The organism is Marinomonas spartinae, assembly GCF_900089775.1.
Classification (GTDB): Bacteria; Pseudomonadota; Gammaproteobacteria; order Pseudomonadales; family Marinomonadaceae; genus Marinomonas; species Marinomonas spartinae.
In genome coordinates this window covers 227,669-243,235 of sequence record NZ_FLOB01000001.1, presented here as the reverse complement: position 1 = coordinate 243,235, position 15,567 = coordinate 227,669, and the positions used below count along the sequence as shown (strand labels likewise).

Annotated in this window: 13 protein-coding genes; 6 read left to right on the top strand and 7 right to left on the bottom strand. The window is 44.1% G+C overall.

Features of this window, described 5'->3' with window-relative positions:
• The first annotated feature begins 32 nt into the window (after nt 1-32).
• Both ybaK and gmhB read left to right on the top strand, forming a co-directional pair.
• Nucleotides 33-506, top strand: coding sequence for a Cys-tRNA(Pro) deacylase (gene ybaK, locus MSP8886_RS01045; RefSeq protein WP_067011818.1), 474 nt, complete (start codon nt 33-35; stop codon nt 504-506).
• A gap of 56 nt (nt 507-562) precedes the next feature.
• Nucleotides 563-1,117, top strand: coding sequence for a D-glycero-beta-D-manno-heptose 1,7-bisphosphate 7-phosphatase (gene gmhB / locus MSP8886_RS01040; protein WP_067011816.1), 555 nt, complete (start codon nt 563-565; stop codon nt 1,115-1,117).
• 113 nt (nt 1,118-1,230) lie between these two features.
• On the opposite strand, the gene MSP8886_RS01035 is transcribed toward gmhB, so the two are convergent.
• Nucleotides 1,231-1,659, bottom strand: coding sequence for a winged helix-turn-helix transcriptional regulator (locus tag MSP8886_RS01035; RefSeq protein WP_083200702.1), 429 nt, complete (start codon nt 1,657-1,659; stop codon nt 1,231-1,233).
• Between the two features lie 85 nt (nt 1,660-1,744).
• Here MSP8886_RS01035 and MSP8886_RS01030 point away from each other — a divergent pair, with 85 nt between their 5' ends.
• Nucleotides 1,745-2,590, top strand: coding sequence for an SDR family oxidoreductase (locus MSP8886_RS01030; protein WP_067011814.1), 846 nt, complete (start codon nt 1,745-1,747; stop codon nt 2,588-2,590).
• A 185-nt stretch (nt 2,591-2,775) separates the two neighbouring features.
• Here the strand turns inward: MSP8886_RS01030 and MSP8886_RS01025 are convergent, their stop codons facing one another.
• On the bottom strand, nt 2,776-3,726 hold the full coding sequence (locus MSP8886_RS01025) for a Gfo/Idh/MocA family oxidoreductase (RefSeq protein WP_067011812.1): 951 nt from the start codon (nt 3,724-3,726) through the stop codon (nt 2,776-2,778).
• A gap of 16 nt (nt 3,727-3,742) precedes the next feature.
• The gene (locus MSP8886_RS01020) at nt 3,743-6,142 is read right to left on the bottom strand and encodes a TOMM precursor leader peptide-binding protein (protein WP_217491314.1); all 2,400 of its coding nucleotides are present in this window, start codon (nt 6,140-6,142) and stop codon (nt 3,743-3,745) included.
• Between the two features lie 650 nt (nt 6,143-6,792).
• Between MSP8886_RS01020 and MSP8886_RS01010 the strand changes: the two genes are divergently transcribed.
• The gene (locus MSP8886_RS01010) at nt 6,793-7,038 is read left to right on the top strand and encodes a hypothetical protein (RefSeq protein ID WP_067011806.1); all 246 of its coding nucleotides are present in this window, start codon (nt 6,793-6,795) and stop codon (nt 7,036-7,038) included.
• 446 nt (nt 7,039-7,484) lie between these two features.
• On the opposite strand, the gene MSP8886_RS01005 is transcribed toward MSP8886_RS01010, so the two are convergent.
• Together MSP8886_RS01005 and MSP8886_RS01000 are read right to left on the bottom strand one after the other, a co-directional pair.
• Nucleotides 7,485-8,504, bottom strand: coding sequence for a heme-binding protein (locus MSP8886_RS01005; protein WP_067011804.1), 1,020 nt, complete (start codon nt 8,502-8,504; stop codon nt 7,485-7,487).
• A gap of 314 nt (nt 8,505-8,818) precedes the next feature.
• The gene (locus MSP8886_RS01000) at nt 8,819-9,598 is read right to left on the bottom strand and encodes an SDR family NAD(P)-dependent oxidoreductase (protein ID WP_306455620.1); all 780 of its coding nucleotides are present in this window, start codon (nt 9,596-9,598) and stop codon (nt 8,819-8,821) included.
• Between the two features lie 217 nt (nt 9,599-9,815).
• Between MSP8886_RS01000 and MSP8886_RS00995 the strand changes: the two genes are divergently transcribed.
• Both MSP8886_RS00995 and MSP8886_RS00990 read left to right on the top strand, forming a co-directional pair.
• On the top strand, nt 9,816-11,204 hold the full coding sequence (locus tag MSP8886_RS00995; RefSeq protein WP_067011800.1) for an AAA family ATPase: 1,389 nt from the start codon (nt 9,816-9,818) through the stop codon (nt 11,202-11,204).
• Nucleotides 11,188-11,838 carry an HNH endonuclease family protein gene (locus tag MSP8886_RS00990; protein WP_067011798.1) on the top strand — a complete coding sequence of 217 codons (651 nt, stop codon included), beginning with the start codon at nt 11,188-11,190 and terminating at the stop codon, nt 11,836-11,838. Before MSP8886_RS00995 ends, MSP8886_RS00990 begins: the two co-directional genes overlap by 17 nt.
• Nucleotides 11,839-11,964: 126 nt before the next feature.
• Here the strand turns inward: MSP8886_RS00990 and gyrB are convergent, their stop codons facing one another.
• On the bottom strand, nt 11,965-14,388 hold the full coding sequence (gene gyrB / locus MSP8886_RS00985; protein WP_067011797.1) for a DNA topoisomerase (ATP-hydrolyzing) subunit B: 2,424 nt from the start codon (nt 14,386-14,388) through the stop codon (nt 11,965-11,967).
• Nucleotides 14,389-15,495, bottom strand: a complete 1,107-nt coding sequence (gene recF / locus MSP8886_RS00980; protein WP_067011795.1) for a DNA replication/repair protein RecF — start codon at nt 15,493-15,495, stop codon at nt 14,389-14,391.
• Between the last annotated feature and the right edge of the window lie 72 nt (nt 15,496-15,567).

Below are 15,567 nucleotides of genomic sequence, written 5' to 3'. Positions count from 1 at the left end.
AAAAGTTAGTAAAAGAATAGATAGGAAAGCAAATGACACCAGCCATCAATCAATTGAAGAAGCTTAAAATCAACTTCTCAATCCATGAATATGAACACGATCCAAATTGTACTAATTTTGGAGAAGAAGCCGCCGAGAAGCTTAACATCGATGCCAACAACGTGTTTAAAACCTTATTAGTGAGCGATGACAAACAGTTTTTTGTTGCGATTGTTCCTGTCACTGGTACCTTAAACCTAAAACGTGCAGCAGCAGCTTTCAAGGTTAAAAAGCTTCGTATGGCAGACCCCAAAGAAGCAGAACGACTAACAGGATATCTGGTCGGTGGGATTAGTCCGATAGGGCAAAAGAAAAGCTTAACCACCTGTATTGACGACAGCGCCCAAGCACTGAAAAAAGTGTATGTGAGCGGCGGCAAGCGCGGCTTAGACATAGGCCTAGCTCCCATTGATTTGAGCTTGGCATGTCGCAAAGCCAGCTTCACCAACATTCGTGATAAGCAATAGCATAGTATCAAAGAGAACGTATTCATTTTACTCAACAAACAGCGAAAGGACATAACATGGCGCAAGTTAAGCCGATTATTCTACTAGACCGAGATGGTGTCATTAATCAGGACTCCGATGCCTATGTGAAGTCTGTCGACGAATGGATCCCACTGCCAGGCAGTATCAAATCTATTGCCGCCTTGTCCAAAGCCGGATTTCAGGTCTTTGTGGTCACCAACCAATCAGGCATTGCGCGTGGCTATTATGACGAAGCAACATTACAAGCCATGCACGATAAAATGATTCAGTTAGTGGAAGCAGAAGGCGGCACAATCGCTGGCATTGAATATTGCCCGCATGGTCCTGATGACAATTGCAATTGTCGCAAGCCAAAGAGTGGCATGATTGAAGCCATTGAAACCAAACTAGGCTTATCTTTCGAAACCACCCCAGCCATTATGGTCGGCGACTCACTACGGGACTTAGAGGCAGGTAGGGCTCGGGGCTGTTCTCCTGTACTAGTGTTAACAGGAAAAGGACGTGAAACGCAGTACAAAGACATCGATTTTTATTTCGACGTTTATACAGACCTATCTGCGTTTGCTATCTCAATATTACATAAATATTAGTAAATAAACAGAGATTTGGAGTAAGTGCTTACTTACTCCAAACTGCTGAAAGAAAGTATAAAGTGGCCATTTTATCAAAGCGCCTTCCGCTTCCCCCTTATTAAACCTTACCATCACTGTACTTGAGTTTTTCCCTCTAAAATAAGAAGGATATTATCTTCTAGCCAATTTACCAGTGCCGCGACACGCTCACTGACTTCAAAGCCTAAAGAGGTCAAACTGTATTCCACATGAGGCGGAACGACTGGGTAAGATGTCCGCAGTACAAAGCCATCGTGCTCTAACGTCTGCAAAGTCTGGGCGAGCATTTTTTCACTCACTCCGTTAATCGCACGGCGTAATTCACTAAAACGATGAACTTGACCATTTTTTAACGCCACCAATACCAATACCCCCCAACGGCTAGTCACATGGTTGAGTACCGCACGAGAAGGACACTTATCGGAAAACACATCCCCCCGCTCAAACGAATGGGCAATGTCTGAGTTTTTCTTTACTGTTTTGTTTTCCTCTATGGAGGGAAGGATCGAATTATTTTTCATACTTACCTTTTTGTATGTACTTACTAAAAGTTTGTTAGTGATATATTCTATCCTTAACAGATTCAAACGAAAAGGAGAAAAACTCATGATGTTAATTACAGGCGCTTCAGGCCAATTAGGCCGTTTGGTGATTGATAACTTGTTAAAGACCACCCCAGCAAATCAAATCATTGCCGCGGTTCGAAACCCAGAGAAAAACGCGGATTTAAAAGAGAAAGGTATTCAGGTTCGTCAGGCCGATTACAACGACCTTGATTCACTTGTAGCCGCCATGGAAGGGGTCGATAAAGTACTATTGATCTCTTCTAGCGAAGTAGGACAACGTGCACCTCAACACGGCAATGTTATCGATGCCGCCAAACAAACAGGGGTATCACTCATTGCTTATACCAGTATTTTGAACGCCGATACATCTACGCTTATTTTGGCAGAAGAACATGTTGCAACCGAAAAACTGTTAGCGGACTCTGGCGTGCCTTATGTATTGCTTCGCAATGGTTGGTATTCAGAAAACTACACCATGGGCGTCGCGACAGCCTTAGAATACGGTGTGGTTGGCTGTGCTGGAGATGGAAAACTGTCTACCGCAGCACGTGCAGACTACGCGGCCGCAGCGGCAGCCGTATTGGTTAAAGAAGGTCAAGCTGGCAAAGTATATGAATTGGCTGGTGATAACGCCTTTACTCTCAACGAATACGCCGCAGCCATTAGCAAGGTATCAGGTAAAACCGTCACCTACCAAAATGTCCCAGAAGCCGAATACGCTAAAATTCTGGTTGGTGCTGGTTTACCAGAAGGTTTTGCAGCGATTTTAGCGAACTCAGAAACAGGCGCTTCTCAAGGCGGATTATTTAGCAACAGCAAGGATCTATCTACTCTCATCGGCCGTCCGACGACCCCCATCGAAGACAGTATTAAAGCCGCACTGTAAACGCTGACCGCTATCAACAAAAAGAGCCACGTCTAACAGGAAGTGAAGTGGCTCTTTTATTGTTCCTATTTTATTACAATAAATAAAACTGTTACTCATTATTCATTGTAAACACAGCACCTCTTCGTAACACAATGGCCCTTACAGCATAAGCCACCAAACCCATCACCTCCAGTCCAACAAGCTTATGCTAACTCAGGTTGCAAGGTGGCTAACGTTTCCTCCCATAAGGCAGACAGTTGTAATAGATACTCTGGCTCTTGTTCTAAAGGCGTGGGGCCTCCTTGTATAGTCGATTCCATAGCTTGTATTTTTGCTAAGTTCGCTCCATCCCTTTGTCCCATCAATTGGTCTTGTTTCAGAACGGCTAAATCTACAGGTAAGTAGTTTTGCCACTGATCAGCTGGCATAGAAACAGGAGAGGGAAACCAAAGGACAGGACCGTTCGTTTCGGCTAAAAGCAAATTACCATGGGGGAAAGTGGCGCTCATTCGATGGTTAATGAGTGTGGCAGAACCATCATCAGCCTCTGAAGCGAAATTTTGGCATAGCATGGAAACATTAACGGAAGGGCCGGATAAAGTCAGGTTAACAAAAAGGGCGTTAGGGTCTGCTGGGGGACTAACTAATATCCCTTTGAGGGTCCCTAATGCTCGTCCTAGCAAATCCAACCCTGAATACAGGGTCCTTAAATTAACGGAGAGTTCATAGTGTAAACACTCACCCGCTTGGCGTGCTACATGCAGGGCGTTATAAAACGCTTGCGGGGCATATAAATCAGAAAAATGCGCATTTACCTGAAACACACACTGTTTCTTCTGAGCTAACTCTAGCGCCTTGCGCATTTGCAAGGCACCAATAGGGTGCTCACATAGCACATGAATACCTTTTTCCAACAAGGCAAGCACCAGAACTTGTCCTGCCTCACCAGGTACAGCGACACAGGCGATATCAACGGAATGATCAGGGATATCTTTTATATTGGAATAATGGGGGATCTGTACATGTTGAGCATAGGCTTTCGAGCGAGCGCTACCGGTTGATAAAATGCCAACCAATGTCATGGAGCCATGACTCATGGCGAGAGCTCTAATATAGGTTGACCCATAATTGGTGCCACAAACGAGTATTCTCATCTTCTTTCTTCCTTGGTTAAGCAATTGGGTGGGGGTTGGCATTAACGGCCTGACCTTTCAGTAGCTGGCGCAGCCGAGGGTTATTTACGCGCTTAAATTGCTCGCCGAAATGGATAGGTTGCATATTAACGCCCACGGCACGAGCTACCTTAAACGGACTTAATGCCACGTCAGGTGAAGTAACATCGACAATAGCCACATCCACTTTGGCAGCCAGTAGCCGTTGACGTAAGTCATCGATATTGGCAACCACAGGAAAGTCCCATTGGGCTGGTTCAATGGCTTGTTCTAATGGCTGACGCATAAAGTCGAACGCTGACTTTTTATCACTCGAAAAATAGTAAGCCGCATGATCTTCCAATGATTGTACCTCATGAACATGCCGTGGCAATTTATGACCCGACCTCATCAGATGGCATAAATAAGGCATGACGTGTCCTTGCTCCAGCAGAGCTTTACGCATGGCCACATGAATGTCTCCGTGAGTAGCCAAGGCGACAGAAACAGCAGGGGAGCGCATACCGTCGCCTAAGGCTAAGCAGACAACCGTTGGCACATGGATACCAACATCCAATAGATAAAGCTCTAGTTCGATCCCTTGACTCACAATGTCATCAATCAAAAGCCGCATTTTACCTTGATACTGAGTCTCTATTGATAATCTTTGACATGGAAGCTGAGCGTACCAGGTTAACATCATGGCATCCCGTTCAATTAACTCATAGGTAGCACGAATAGCAGCATCCTCATGACTCTGCCCAGCCGCCAATCCATTGGAAGACACTTGGCTAAATTGTTCTTCATGAGGGCATTCAAAATTAAAATAACTCACCAAAGCGGGTACCCAAACTGAGCGCTGAGTACCAATCCAGGAACCTTGCGTCCAATGGATTTTTTGATTTTTTCGCCATTTTGAAAAAGGAAAATTCATCGACTGATACTGCGATGGGGAATAAAGCACTAGGTCGTCAGGATCCACAAACTCACCTGTTAATTGCTTAATAGCAGCGTACTTACAGGCTGACTTTCGAAAGCGTGCCGCCGAGTAACGCTCAATCGCTTCACCCACTGCACTAATATGTGCTGAAATCTCATCCAGCCCTTTCCCTGAACCAACGTGCCCCATAGCGCGAGGATCAAAATGTCCGGCAGAAAAAGTAGCAACACCTGCCGATGCGGTCACTGGAAAATCTGGCAAATGAGGAGAGTGACCACTTAATTGCCTTATGATACCTGTCACCGGATCAATCCACCCCTCCAGCAAGGTTTTCAATTGCTCAATACTGGTTACGTTATTTAAAGGATTTTCTGGGTGATTATGAATAGGTTGATCATTAAGTTTTGATTTATCATGATGGCAAATCTCGCACCAAGGAACAGGTATAATGGTATGGAGATGAGTTTCGTCTGTAATCAGGTTTTTCACACTGACCTTACCTGCTAACTTGGATGGCGTATAGTTAAGCATGAGCTTTAACACCTCCATTGCCATCTGTTGTCCAGTCAGTGTACTCATGGAGCTAAGCATAGTACGCGCACGACCGGCTTGTTTCGTCACCGCCACTTTATCAAGCTCATGAGCGATTTGTGGATTAGCAGCAGTACCTAAGCGCCGTAGGCGCATACAATTCCAACAGGGCGTTTCATCTGTTTTCACGACAGGACCAACCCAAGATTCTAGGCCATCCAAATTACCGTATAGTGTTTGAATCCCTTGCTCATGAATATAATAAGCGGTTTTCTGTAACCAAAATTGAGCACTTTTACTCAAAGCAACCACCGCTAAATCCCACTTCGATGAATACTCAAGTGTGAATGCTTGTTGCTTATCTAAACACAAAGTTTCATAGGTGATGTTACACCAATTTATACGCTCACAAAGTGCAGCGCGTAAGGCTTCTGCGCGCGACTTACCTAAGTCTTGTTGCGATAAAAAGCGATTACATAGTATGTCTTCGTTGGTCAGAACATCATTATCCACCAAATGAATATGTCCAACGCCAGTGTTTGCTAGTTCTTCAACCATGGTAATGGCCCAAGGCTCTAAACCGATCACCAAAATATGCTGTTCTTTCAGATCGTGACTAGAACACTTTTCCGGCGATGACCAAACCCGCAAAAAACGCTCATGAGGTAACCAAGGCGGAGAAAATAACTCGGCATCACTGATTTCTTCAACTAATGCATTTTTCTCAAGTAGGGATAATAAAGAGTGAATACTTGAATCAGCGTACTGAGGGAGTTTTTCACAGATGTCTTGTGCACTGTAATCTCCTTTTAGCAACGGATAGATATGACGAATAAAATCACTCACATCTTGACCGTGTAATTGGAAATCCCCCAAATCGGATTGCAATAAAACCCCATTAGAATTCTCTACAAACGTTGCTGCAGGAGAGAGTCGAATTTTTTTCATATTCATTCATCCATAAAAGTATCAGCCCTACTTTATTTATAGACAGTAAAAGTAGGGCGATACATCAAGTAATTTAAGCGACAAACACTATCGTCAATACAGCTTAAATTAGATTGTATACTCCCTTAATTCATGACATTAACAAGTACATAAGGTCACGGAACAAGGAACGCACTGATACCCCGTTGCACAAGGACTGCACTGATATCCCGTTGCGCAAGGACTGCACTGATAGCTCGCTGCGCAAGGACTACACTGATATCCCGTTGCACAAGGACTACACTGATATCCCGTTGCACAAGGACTACACTGATAGCTCGCGGCGCAAGGACTACACTGATATCCCGTTGCACAAGGACTACACTGATATCCCGTTGCACAAGGACTACACTGATATCCCGTTGCACAAGGACTACACTGATATCCCGTTGCACAAGGACTACACTGATATCCCGTTGCACAAGGACTACACTGATAGCTCGCGGCGCAAGGACTACACTGATATCCCGTTGCACATAACGTCACAATACATGGAACGCACAAGGCACAAGGGTTGTTTCCGTAATTCGTCGCACATAACGTCACTGGGCATGGAGCGCATAAAGCGTATGGATTATTTCCATAACTCGTCGCGCACAAAGACACAATACATGGCAAACATTGGCTTAGCGCACAAGTCACACATTGGCTTGGCGCACAAGTTACGCATTGGCTTGGCGCACAAGTTACACATTGGCTTGGCGCACAAGTTACGCATTGGCTTGGCGCACAAGTTACGCATTGGCTTGGCGCACAAGTTACACATTGGCTTGGCGCACAAGTTACACATTGGCTTGGCGCACAAGTTACGCATTGGCTTGACGCACAAGTTACGCATTGAGCAGACGCACAGGTGACACAGTGTGTCGTAGGGGCATAGGTGACGCATTGGGCTGGTGTGCATAATGCGCAGAAGTTAATCACACAGGGAACGCAATAATACACAGGCGACGGCTCGCATTTTTGCGTAGCAGAGCAAGTTAAGCACTGCGCTGGCGCGCATACTACACAGCAGTATAGGTTATAAGACGATCCAGTGTCACAGGTCTCACATTTAACAACCCCTCCTAAAGGCTGACAATTTTTCTCCAACTCTTCAATTTTTGACGTTAATGCAGTTAACTGAATTTGCAAATCTTTTATGGTTACTTCACTCATATCCTTGTCCTTTTAAAATAATAGATACAGATGATTTCATTATTCTCAGGTTTTATTATCCTGAGATTTTTATGCCATATAATCAGAACTACTTAACAACCTACTACTCTGACCATAAGTATAAAACTTTATTACACGCAGTTTATTAACATACTTTATAAAGTGTATTAGCCGTTACGTGAGGGAATAAATACTCATTCTTTTTGGTACTAAGGGCTGGAAAAGAAAGGGTAATATTTTGTGAGTATTGTAATTGCAAAAAGCCACTCGCTAACTCTTCGATCCAAATCGTATTCGTATATTTGCTTACATCGGCATGTTCCCTAATAAAAGGCACATTACTGACCTCACCATTATTATCGCTATTCACTTCAATTACATGAGTTTGTACAATAGGGTTATGTGGAGTGATATTGCTTAATGCTTTTTGCAATACAATATTCGGGTTAACATTTGGGTTTTCTGGAATATTAGGCCCATATACAGCGTTAAATTCACTAGGGGTATTGATTGGAAGAGCATTTTCATTTTCTATGGTAGGAGCACCATCAATAATTCGGCAGCCTCCCAATGCCAAAATCGAATTCCCATGGGGAACAGAAATTTGTTTAAGCACAGAGGTATCAGGATTTTGTGGTAAAATTGGATTAGGCGCTGGTGGGCTTGGGATATTTGGCTTTGTATTCAGTATACCTTGGCCTTGTGGCCCCTTGATAAAATGCGACCATGAACCATTTTCAGCATGAACCAGTTTGTCACGTTGTTCGCCTTCAGCAAAAAAGACGCGCTGTTCATAAAATATCGTATATGAGTCTTGTTCCTCAACACCGCCCCGATTGGCAACTTTGCCTAAAATGGCACTAAAGGTAACCACTTCGTAATAATAAAAGTTTTTGACGATAAAGCCATTTGATGCCGTGGCTTGTGGAATCGGCATAACATTGTAGCCACTAAATCGATTACTTACCCAAGTACCAATTAATTTTCTGAGTGGCCCTAATTTCGCTAATTGCTCGGCGTCATTATCACCACCTCCAGGCGCGAGCAAAGGAATATTATAATCTGGAACAAAGGGGGAAGCGCTTTGATTCACTCCATTTTGCGGCGTTTCAGTCTGATGAAAAGGGCAGCGAGAAGCCCCCTTTAGATGATCATTTATGCTCATTTTTTTAGTCCTTTTTAAGTCCATGAAATAACATTTTCCATGTGATAAAAAACTAAACCATTTTTTAGAAGATAGAAATTACACCGGATTACACTAGACGGATTTCAATCTCTTGCTGGGGGGTATCAGATAAGCACATATAGTCGATGTGTAGGGCAGAAGAATCTATACCAATAAAAAAGCCATTCAAAACAATCGAATGGCTTTTTTATTAATGATTGTCCCGTCCTGAAATAGGTTTACACCTAGGAAACCTATTATGGTGGTATCAGTAACCTAAATCGTAATACGGTGAAGCGATATCAGAATATCTTTTATAACGTATCCATCACCCCACCATCGACGCGGAGGCTGGCGCCCGTTGTGGCAGATGATAGATCAGAACACACATAAACAATCATATTCGCCACTTCTTCCACCGATGCCATGCGTTGAATAATCGAGCTGGGGCGAGCTTGCATGACAAAATCCGCCGCCACTTCATTAATGGATTTACCACTTTCTTTTGCTGGGCCCGATAACATGTTTTCTACCCCGTCCGACATAGTCGGGCCGGGTAAAATAGAGTTTACCGTCACCCCTGTACCCGCTAGACGCTTCGCCAAACCACGGGCAAAGGACACATCGGCGGTTTTGGTAACGCCATAATGGATCATGTCATAAGGAATATTAAAGGCCGATTCAGAAGCCAGTATCACGATTCGCCCCCAGCCTTTTTTCATCATAGCGGGAGCAAACGCACGGGAAAGACGCACAGCGCTCATCACATTGACTTGCCAGTATTCGTCCCAAACCTCATCATCGGTTTCGAAAAAGTCTTTCATCCCAAAAATACCGGCATTATTGACCAGAATATCCACATCACCTGCAGCCTCGACCAGAGCTTGGCAGCCTTCACTAGAACCAAGATCCGCCGCAATACCTCGGGTATTTCCACCCAAGCGCTGTACCGCTTGCTGTGTTTTCTCTTCGGACCGTCCATTAACGATCACCGTCGCGCCAGATTCCTGTAACAACTTAGCCGTGGCAAACCCAATCCCTTGAGTAGATCCCGTTACCAATGCCGTTTTACCTGTAAAATCAATCTTCATCATACTCTCCTTTGAATCTTTCCTTTGAACGGACCGGACTGAATGCTCAGCCCTAAAAGCCTCGCGCAACACCAGAGTGAAAGCAAGACACGCCCACGTAAGTGCACAGAAGATTCATTTTGGTATCATATTATAAGTGTCCTTAAAAAGAGCCGACACCAATGTTGTGAACATATGGCAGTCGAGTTAAAGTAACTCAAACTTTTGAGATGATTTTCTAATGGAAGTAAAGCAATTAACACTACACAACATTGGTCGGTTTGATAAGCTGGAAATACAATTAGCACCGCTCGACACCATTGATAGCAATGTAACCGTGTTTGTTGGCAATAATGGTTCAGGTAAAACCTCTATTTTAAAATCTCTAGCGACGTCATTAAGCTGGTTGGTTGCTCGTATTCAGAGTGAATCTGGCAACGGTAGTCAGATCCCAGAGCTCGTTATTAAAAATGGAAAAAATGCAGCGGCTATTGATTTAGATGTCCACGATTTCAAAAGTCATAAAGGCGATGAAAAAGGCAACTCTAATGATTCAAGTTACTTTCCTTGGCGAGTTGCGAAACCTCGTAAAGGACGTAAAGGGGAATTTAAAAGTGATTATTTAGGTGTCACAAAACTTGCCGATCATTATCGAACTCTGCTCTCAAGCGATGAAAAAACCTCTTTGCCTTTGATGGCTTTTTACTCAGTAGAACGGGTCGTTATCGATATACCATTAAAAATTAAAGATAAGCATACTTTTTTGCAATTAGATGGATATGATAAATCTTTAAGTCAAGGTGTCGATTTTAGAAGATTCTTCGAATGGTTTAGAGAAAGGGAAGACACAGAAAACGAGTTAAGTCTCCCCGATGAGGCTCTTGAGCAATTAAGGCTAGTCTTCGGTGATGATCAAGAAACATGGTCAAAACTAGCGGCTTACAGAGCATCAACAAAAGACAGACAATTAACAGCTGTACGTTCAGCCATCTATAATTTTATGCCTGAATTGTCTAATTTGAGAGTTAGGCGCAAGCCTCGACTTCATATGTCTGTGGACAAAAATAAAGAGACATTAGACGTTGCCCAATTGTCTCAAGGTGAAAAATCTTTAATGGCTCTCATTGGAGATATCGCAAGACGTTTGGCAGTGATGAACCCTAGCCTTGAAAACCCATTATTGGGTGATGGAATCGTTTTAATTGATGAAGTTGATATGCACCTTCACCCAAAATGGCAACGAACCTTAATAGACCAACTCACCAAGACCTTCCCTAACTGTCAGTTTGTTCTAACAACCCATTCACCCTTGGTTATCAGCGATAGCAAAAATGTACTAACTTATCTCATTAGTGAAGCTGATGTAACACGGCTACCTCCACTCTATGGTGAAGATGCAAATAGTATATTACTTGGTGTAATGGATACAGACATCCGCAACGCTAAAGTTCATTCGAGACTAAATGATTTACTTGATGCTATTCAAGAGATCAACAACGATGACTCACTTTTCAAAGCTAAACAGTTACTGACTACTCTTGAAGAAGATTTACCTACACAAAATATTGAAATAGCGAAAGCAAAAATACTCCTCCGTAAAAAGGAATTACGCCTTGAGAAAAATAGCTAAAAGAGTCGGCTACGAACCACCTAGTTTGACTCAATGGAAACGTAAAAATCCAAATAAGCGCTACCATCAAATGGATGATTCATTAAAGTGTAGAGAAGTAAGGCAGGATATTAGAACGGCGTGTACACAAGAGCAATTTTTTCTTTGCGCCTATTGTTGCCAAGCTATATCGGGAGGAAGTACCGATACAATGAATGAGCATGTTGTAGCAAGAGAACTTGACCCAAATAGAACACTAGATTTCACAAACATCGTTGCAAGCTGTAGAACACTTGGTCAATGTGATGATTCTCACCAATCCCAAGCATTACCTGTAACACCATTTATGGATGAGTGTGAAACGGAATTAAAGTTTAAAATAAGTGGTCGTGTTGAAGGACTTTCAGAGGATGCTATAACATCGATTAAAATTCTTAATTTAGGTGATGATGAAAAGAACAATAAAGCATTGATAGAAAGGCGAAAACGGTTTGTCGATGGAATTCTATGGAAAAATGGTATAGATCCAGATGATGGGTTAGACGACGATGAACTATTAAGTGACTTGATTGATAGCATGACCAAACCACATAATGGAAAACTAGTTCCATTTACACCTGTTGCGTTGAATATTTTAAGACAATGGATTGTTTAAGGAAGATATACATAGTCTTTCCTGAAGAAATCCTCAATCCATTGAAAACAAATAAAACAACGTCCATAAAAAGCGGTTAGAGCTTTCACTCTAACCGCTTTTTTAATCAGACTATAAGCCGAATGGTTATACGTCTAGATTGGCAACACTTAAGGCGTTGTCTTGGATAAAGTTACGACGCGGTTCTACTTCATCACCCATTAGGGTAGTGAACATTTGGTCGGCGGCGACGGCGTCGTCGATGGTAACACGCAACATACGACGGGCATCTGGGTCCATGGTGGTTTCCCAAAGCTGATCGGCGTTCATCTCACCCAATCCTTTATAGCGCTGTGTGGTTAAACCACGAGACGCTTCTTTCATCAGCCACGCCTTCATATCACTGATGGTGGATACTTTTTCGCGACGCTCACCCCGTTGAATGAAGGATTCTTCACCAAACAATTCCGCTACGGTTTCAGACATGGCGACAATACGTTTGTATTCAGGTGAGCTGAAGAAAGGCGCTTCAAAGCGATAACGGTTAGACACACCATGGGACATGATATCCACCACAGGCAAGAACAAGTTACGTTCAGTGTCTTTCTCAACAGAGAAATCAAAACGGAAGCCAGTACGAGCGTCCAATGGCATTTGGTTACGAATGGCTTCGACCCATTCCATGACCGTTGCTTCGTCGGTTAGATCCTCTTGAGTAAGTGCTTTACAGTACAGAAGCTTACCCATCACATCTTTTGGATACACACGAGCCAGACGATCAATATCGGCTTCAATTTTAATGTAATCACGCACCAGTTTAGTCAGGTGTTCACCTTGAATACCAGGTGCTTCTTCATTCACGTGCATGTGCGCGCCATCTAACGCCACTTCAATCAAGTATTGTTCCATGGCCGCTTCATCTTTGATGTATTGCTCTTGCTTACCACGTTTGATCTTAAACAAAGGTGGCTGGGCAATAAAGATATGACCACGTTCGATGATTTCTGGCATTTGACGGAAAAAGAAGGTCAACAGTAGGGTTCGAATGTGCGAACCATCCACGTCGGCATCGGTCATGATGACGATGCTGTGGTAGCGTAATTTATCAGCGTTAAATTCGTCGCGTCCAATACCACAACCCAAGGCGGTAATCAGAGTACCCACTTCGGCAGAGGACAACATTTTGTCAAAACGAGCTTTCTCAACGTTCAGAATTTTCCCTTTCAGAGGCAAAATCGCTTGAGTACGACGATCACGTCCTTGCTTGGCAGACCCTCCCGCAGAATCACCCTCCACTAGGTAGATTTCAGAAAGCGCTGGGTCTTTCTCTTGACAGTCTGCCAATTTTCCAGGCAAACCAGCAATGTCTAGGGCACCTTTACGGCGGGTCATATCACGAGCTCGACGCGCCGCTTCTCGGGCACGGGCGGCATCAATCATCTTGTTAACGATGATTTTCGCTTCGTTTGGCTTTTCAAGCAGGTATTCAGCAAAACGCTTACTCATTTCCTGTTCTACGGCGGTTTTCACCTCAGAAGACACCAATTTGTCCTTGGTCTGAGAAGAGAACTTCGGATCAGGTACTTTTACCGATACGATGGCGGTCAAGCCTTCACGGCTGTCGTCCCCAGTGGTGGCAACTTTTTGTTTCTTCGCCAGACCTTCAGATTCGATAAAGTTGTTCAAGGTACGCGTCAAAGCACCACGGAAGCCCGCTAAGTGAGTACCACCGTCACGTTGTGGGATGTTGTTGGTGTAACAATAGATGTTTTCTTGGAAACCTTCGTTCCACTGTAACGCCACTTCTACAGCGATGCCGTCTTCTAGGTCATCACGTTGGCAAATAAAGTGAAAGATGTCATTAATTGGTGTTTTATTGGTGTTCAAATGCTCAACAAAAGAACGTAGCCCACCTTCATAGTTAAAGAATTCTTCTTTACCCGTGCGCTCATCTTTCAATTTGATGGCTACTCCAGAGTTTAAGAAGGACAATTCACGCAGGCGTTTTGCCAAGATGTCATAGTGGAACAGGATATTAGTAAAGGTGTCGGCAGAGGGCTTAAAGTGAACCGTTGTGCCTTTGCCATCCGAGTCTCCAATGATCGCAAGAGGCGCTTGTGGCACACCATGCTTGTAATGTTGCTCGTAGACTTTGTCGTTTTTACGAATGGTTAACGTCAGTTCTTCGGATAGGGCGTTGACAACCGAAACCCCCACGCCGTGAAGACCACCCGATACCTTGTATGAGTTATCGTCAAACTTACCACCAGCATGGAGAACCGTCATGATAACTTCGGCAGCTGAGACGCCTTCTTCTTCGTGCATATCAACCGGAATACCACGACCATTGTCTGACACAGAAATCGATTCGTCCGGATGAATCAGTACCGTGATGGTGTCACAATGGCCTGCTAAGGCTTCATCGATGGAGTTATCAACCACTTCGAACACCATGTGGTGCAGACCCGTACCATCGTCCGTGTCACCGATGTACATACCGGGACGTTTACGAACGGCATCAAGCCCTTTGAGCACCTTGATACTGGACGAATCGTAATTATTTTCACTCATTTAACTCTCCTGAAAACCTTTGCTCGATAAGGACAATTCGCCGTTATTCATAGAAAAGTGACGAACGTCTGTGGTGTCGGCCCACGTAAAATCCGTGGTATCTGGCCCGACACTGGTAATAAAAATTTGACTGTTTAACGACTCCAACAAACGACACAATTTTTGTCGATGGTTGGCATCCAACTCTGCGGGTAAATCATCCACTAAAAACACCAGCGGCCGACCCATTTCGATCAGCAATTGCCCTTGGGCAATTTTCAGCGCTGAGACGACCAGCTTTTGTTGGCCACGGGAGAGGGTGTCTAAGGCATCCCCGCCAGCACTCTTCACACGTAAATCCGCTCTTTGTGGCCCAGAGTGGGTATAACCCAACTCAATATCGCGCTCACGCCCAGCTTCAACCGCCATTTGCAGCGTCTTTTGTGAATCCCAGCCTTGGTAGAACTGCAAACTCACAGCCAACTCGGCATTTAATACCGACAATACCTGCAAAAAGTACGGCGTTAAGCGCTCTACATAGGCTTTTCGCGACCCATTCACTTGCTCACCAAGACGGATTAATTCCTGATCGAAAGCCGCCAACAAACTAGGGGAGATTTTACCACGTCTGAGCAAGGTATTCCGCTGTTTTAATGCTTTTTGCCAACCTCGCCAAGCGCGAATAAAGCTCCCATCAAAATGGAACACACCCCAGTCAATAAATTGGCGTCGAACACTGGGGGATCCTTCTAATAATCGAAAGGCATCGGGGTTAATCAGCTGCACAGGAAGACGTTCTGCCAGTTCGATCACTGACTGTGCCCGTTCTCCTTGAATACGCACCTCAATTTGACCATCCCGATGGCGCTGTAAGCCAACGGGCGTAGGGCGGCCATGCTCATTGTGAAGTTGCGCAAATACCAGGCAAGAATCTTGCTCATGCTGAATATAGGTTTTGTGTTTATGACTACGAAAAGAGCGCCCAAACGAGAGCAGATGGATGGCTTCTAATACGGAAGTTTTGCCGCTGCCATTCTCACCAATAATAATATTCACCTGAGAAGAGGGCTCAAAACGCACACTCGCGAGGTTACGAACATGAGAGATGTCCAAACGAACCAGCGGCATAGGGCTAACCTAAATCAAAGAAAAGAGAACCCGCTTGCCTTGGCAAGCGGGTTTCAGTGCGAGGAATCACGG

What these genes read in the sequence shown, in the direction of transcription:
- ybaK (WP_067011818.1), top strand. Translation starts at nt 33, where the DNA reads ATGACACCAGCCATCAATCAATTGAAGAAGCTTAAAATCAACTTCTCA.
- gmhB (WP_067011816.1), top strand. Translation starts at nt 563, where the DNA reads ATGGCGCAAGTTAAGCCGATTATTCTACTAGACCGAGATGGTGTCATT.
- MSP8886_RS01035 (WP_083200702.1), bottom strand. Translation starts at nt 1,659, where the DNA reads ATGAAAAATAATTCGATCCTTCCCTCCATAGAGGAAAACAAAACAGTA.
- MSP8886_RS01030 (WP_067011814.1), top strand. Translation starts at nt 1,745, where the DNA reads ATGATGTTAATTACAGGCGCTTCAGGCCAATTAGGCCGTTTGGTGATT.
- MSP8886_RS01025 (WP_067011812.1), bottom strand. Translation starts at nt 3,726, where the DNA reads ATGAGAATACTCGTTTGTGGCACCAATTATGGGTCAACCTATATTAGA.
- MSP8886_RS01020 (WP_217491314.1), bottom strand. Translation starts at nt 6,142, where the DNA reads ATGAAAAAAATTCGACTCTCTCCTGCAGCAACGTTTGTAGAGAATTCT.
- MSP8886_RS01010 (WP_067011806.1), top strand. Translation starts at nt 6,793, where the DNA reads ATGGCAAACATTGGCTTAGCGCACAAGTCACACATTGGCTTGGCGCAC.
- MSP8886_RS01005 (WP_067011804.1), bottom strand. Translation starts at nt 8,504, where the DNA reads ATGAGCATAAATGATCATCTAAAGGGGGCTTCTCGCTGCCCTTTTCAT.
- MSP8886_RS01000 (WP_306455620.1), bottom strand. Translation starts at nt 9,598, where the DNA reads ATGATGAAGATTGATTTTACAGGTAAAACGGCATTGGTAACGGGATCT.
- MSP8886_RS00995 (WP_067011800.1), top strand. Translation starts at nt 9,816, where the DNA reads ATGGAAGTAAAGCAATTAACACTACACAACATTGGTCGGTTTGATAAG.
- gyrB (WP_067011797.1), bottom strand. Translation starts at nt 14,388, where the DNA reads ATGAGTGAAAATAATTACGATTCGTCCAGTATCAAGGTGCTCAAAGGG.
- recF (WP_067011795.1), bottom strand. Translation starts at nt 15,495, where the DNA reads ATGCCGCTGGTTCGTTTGGACATCTCTCATGTTCGTAACCTCGCGAGT.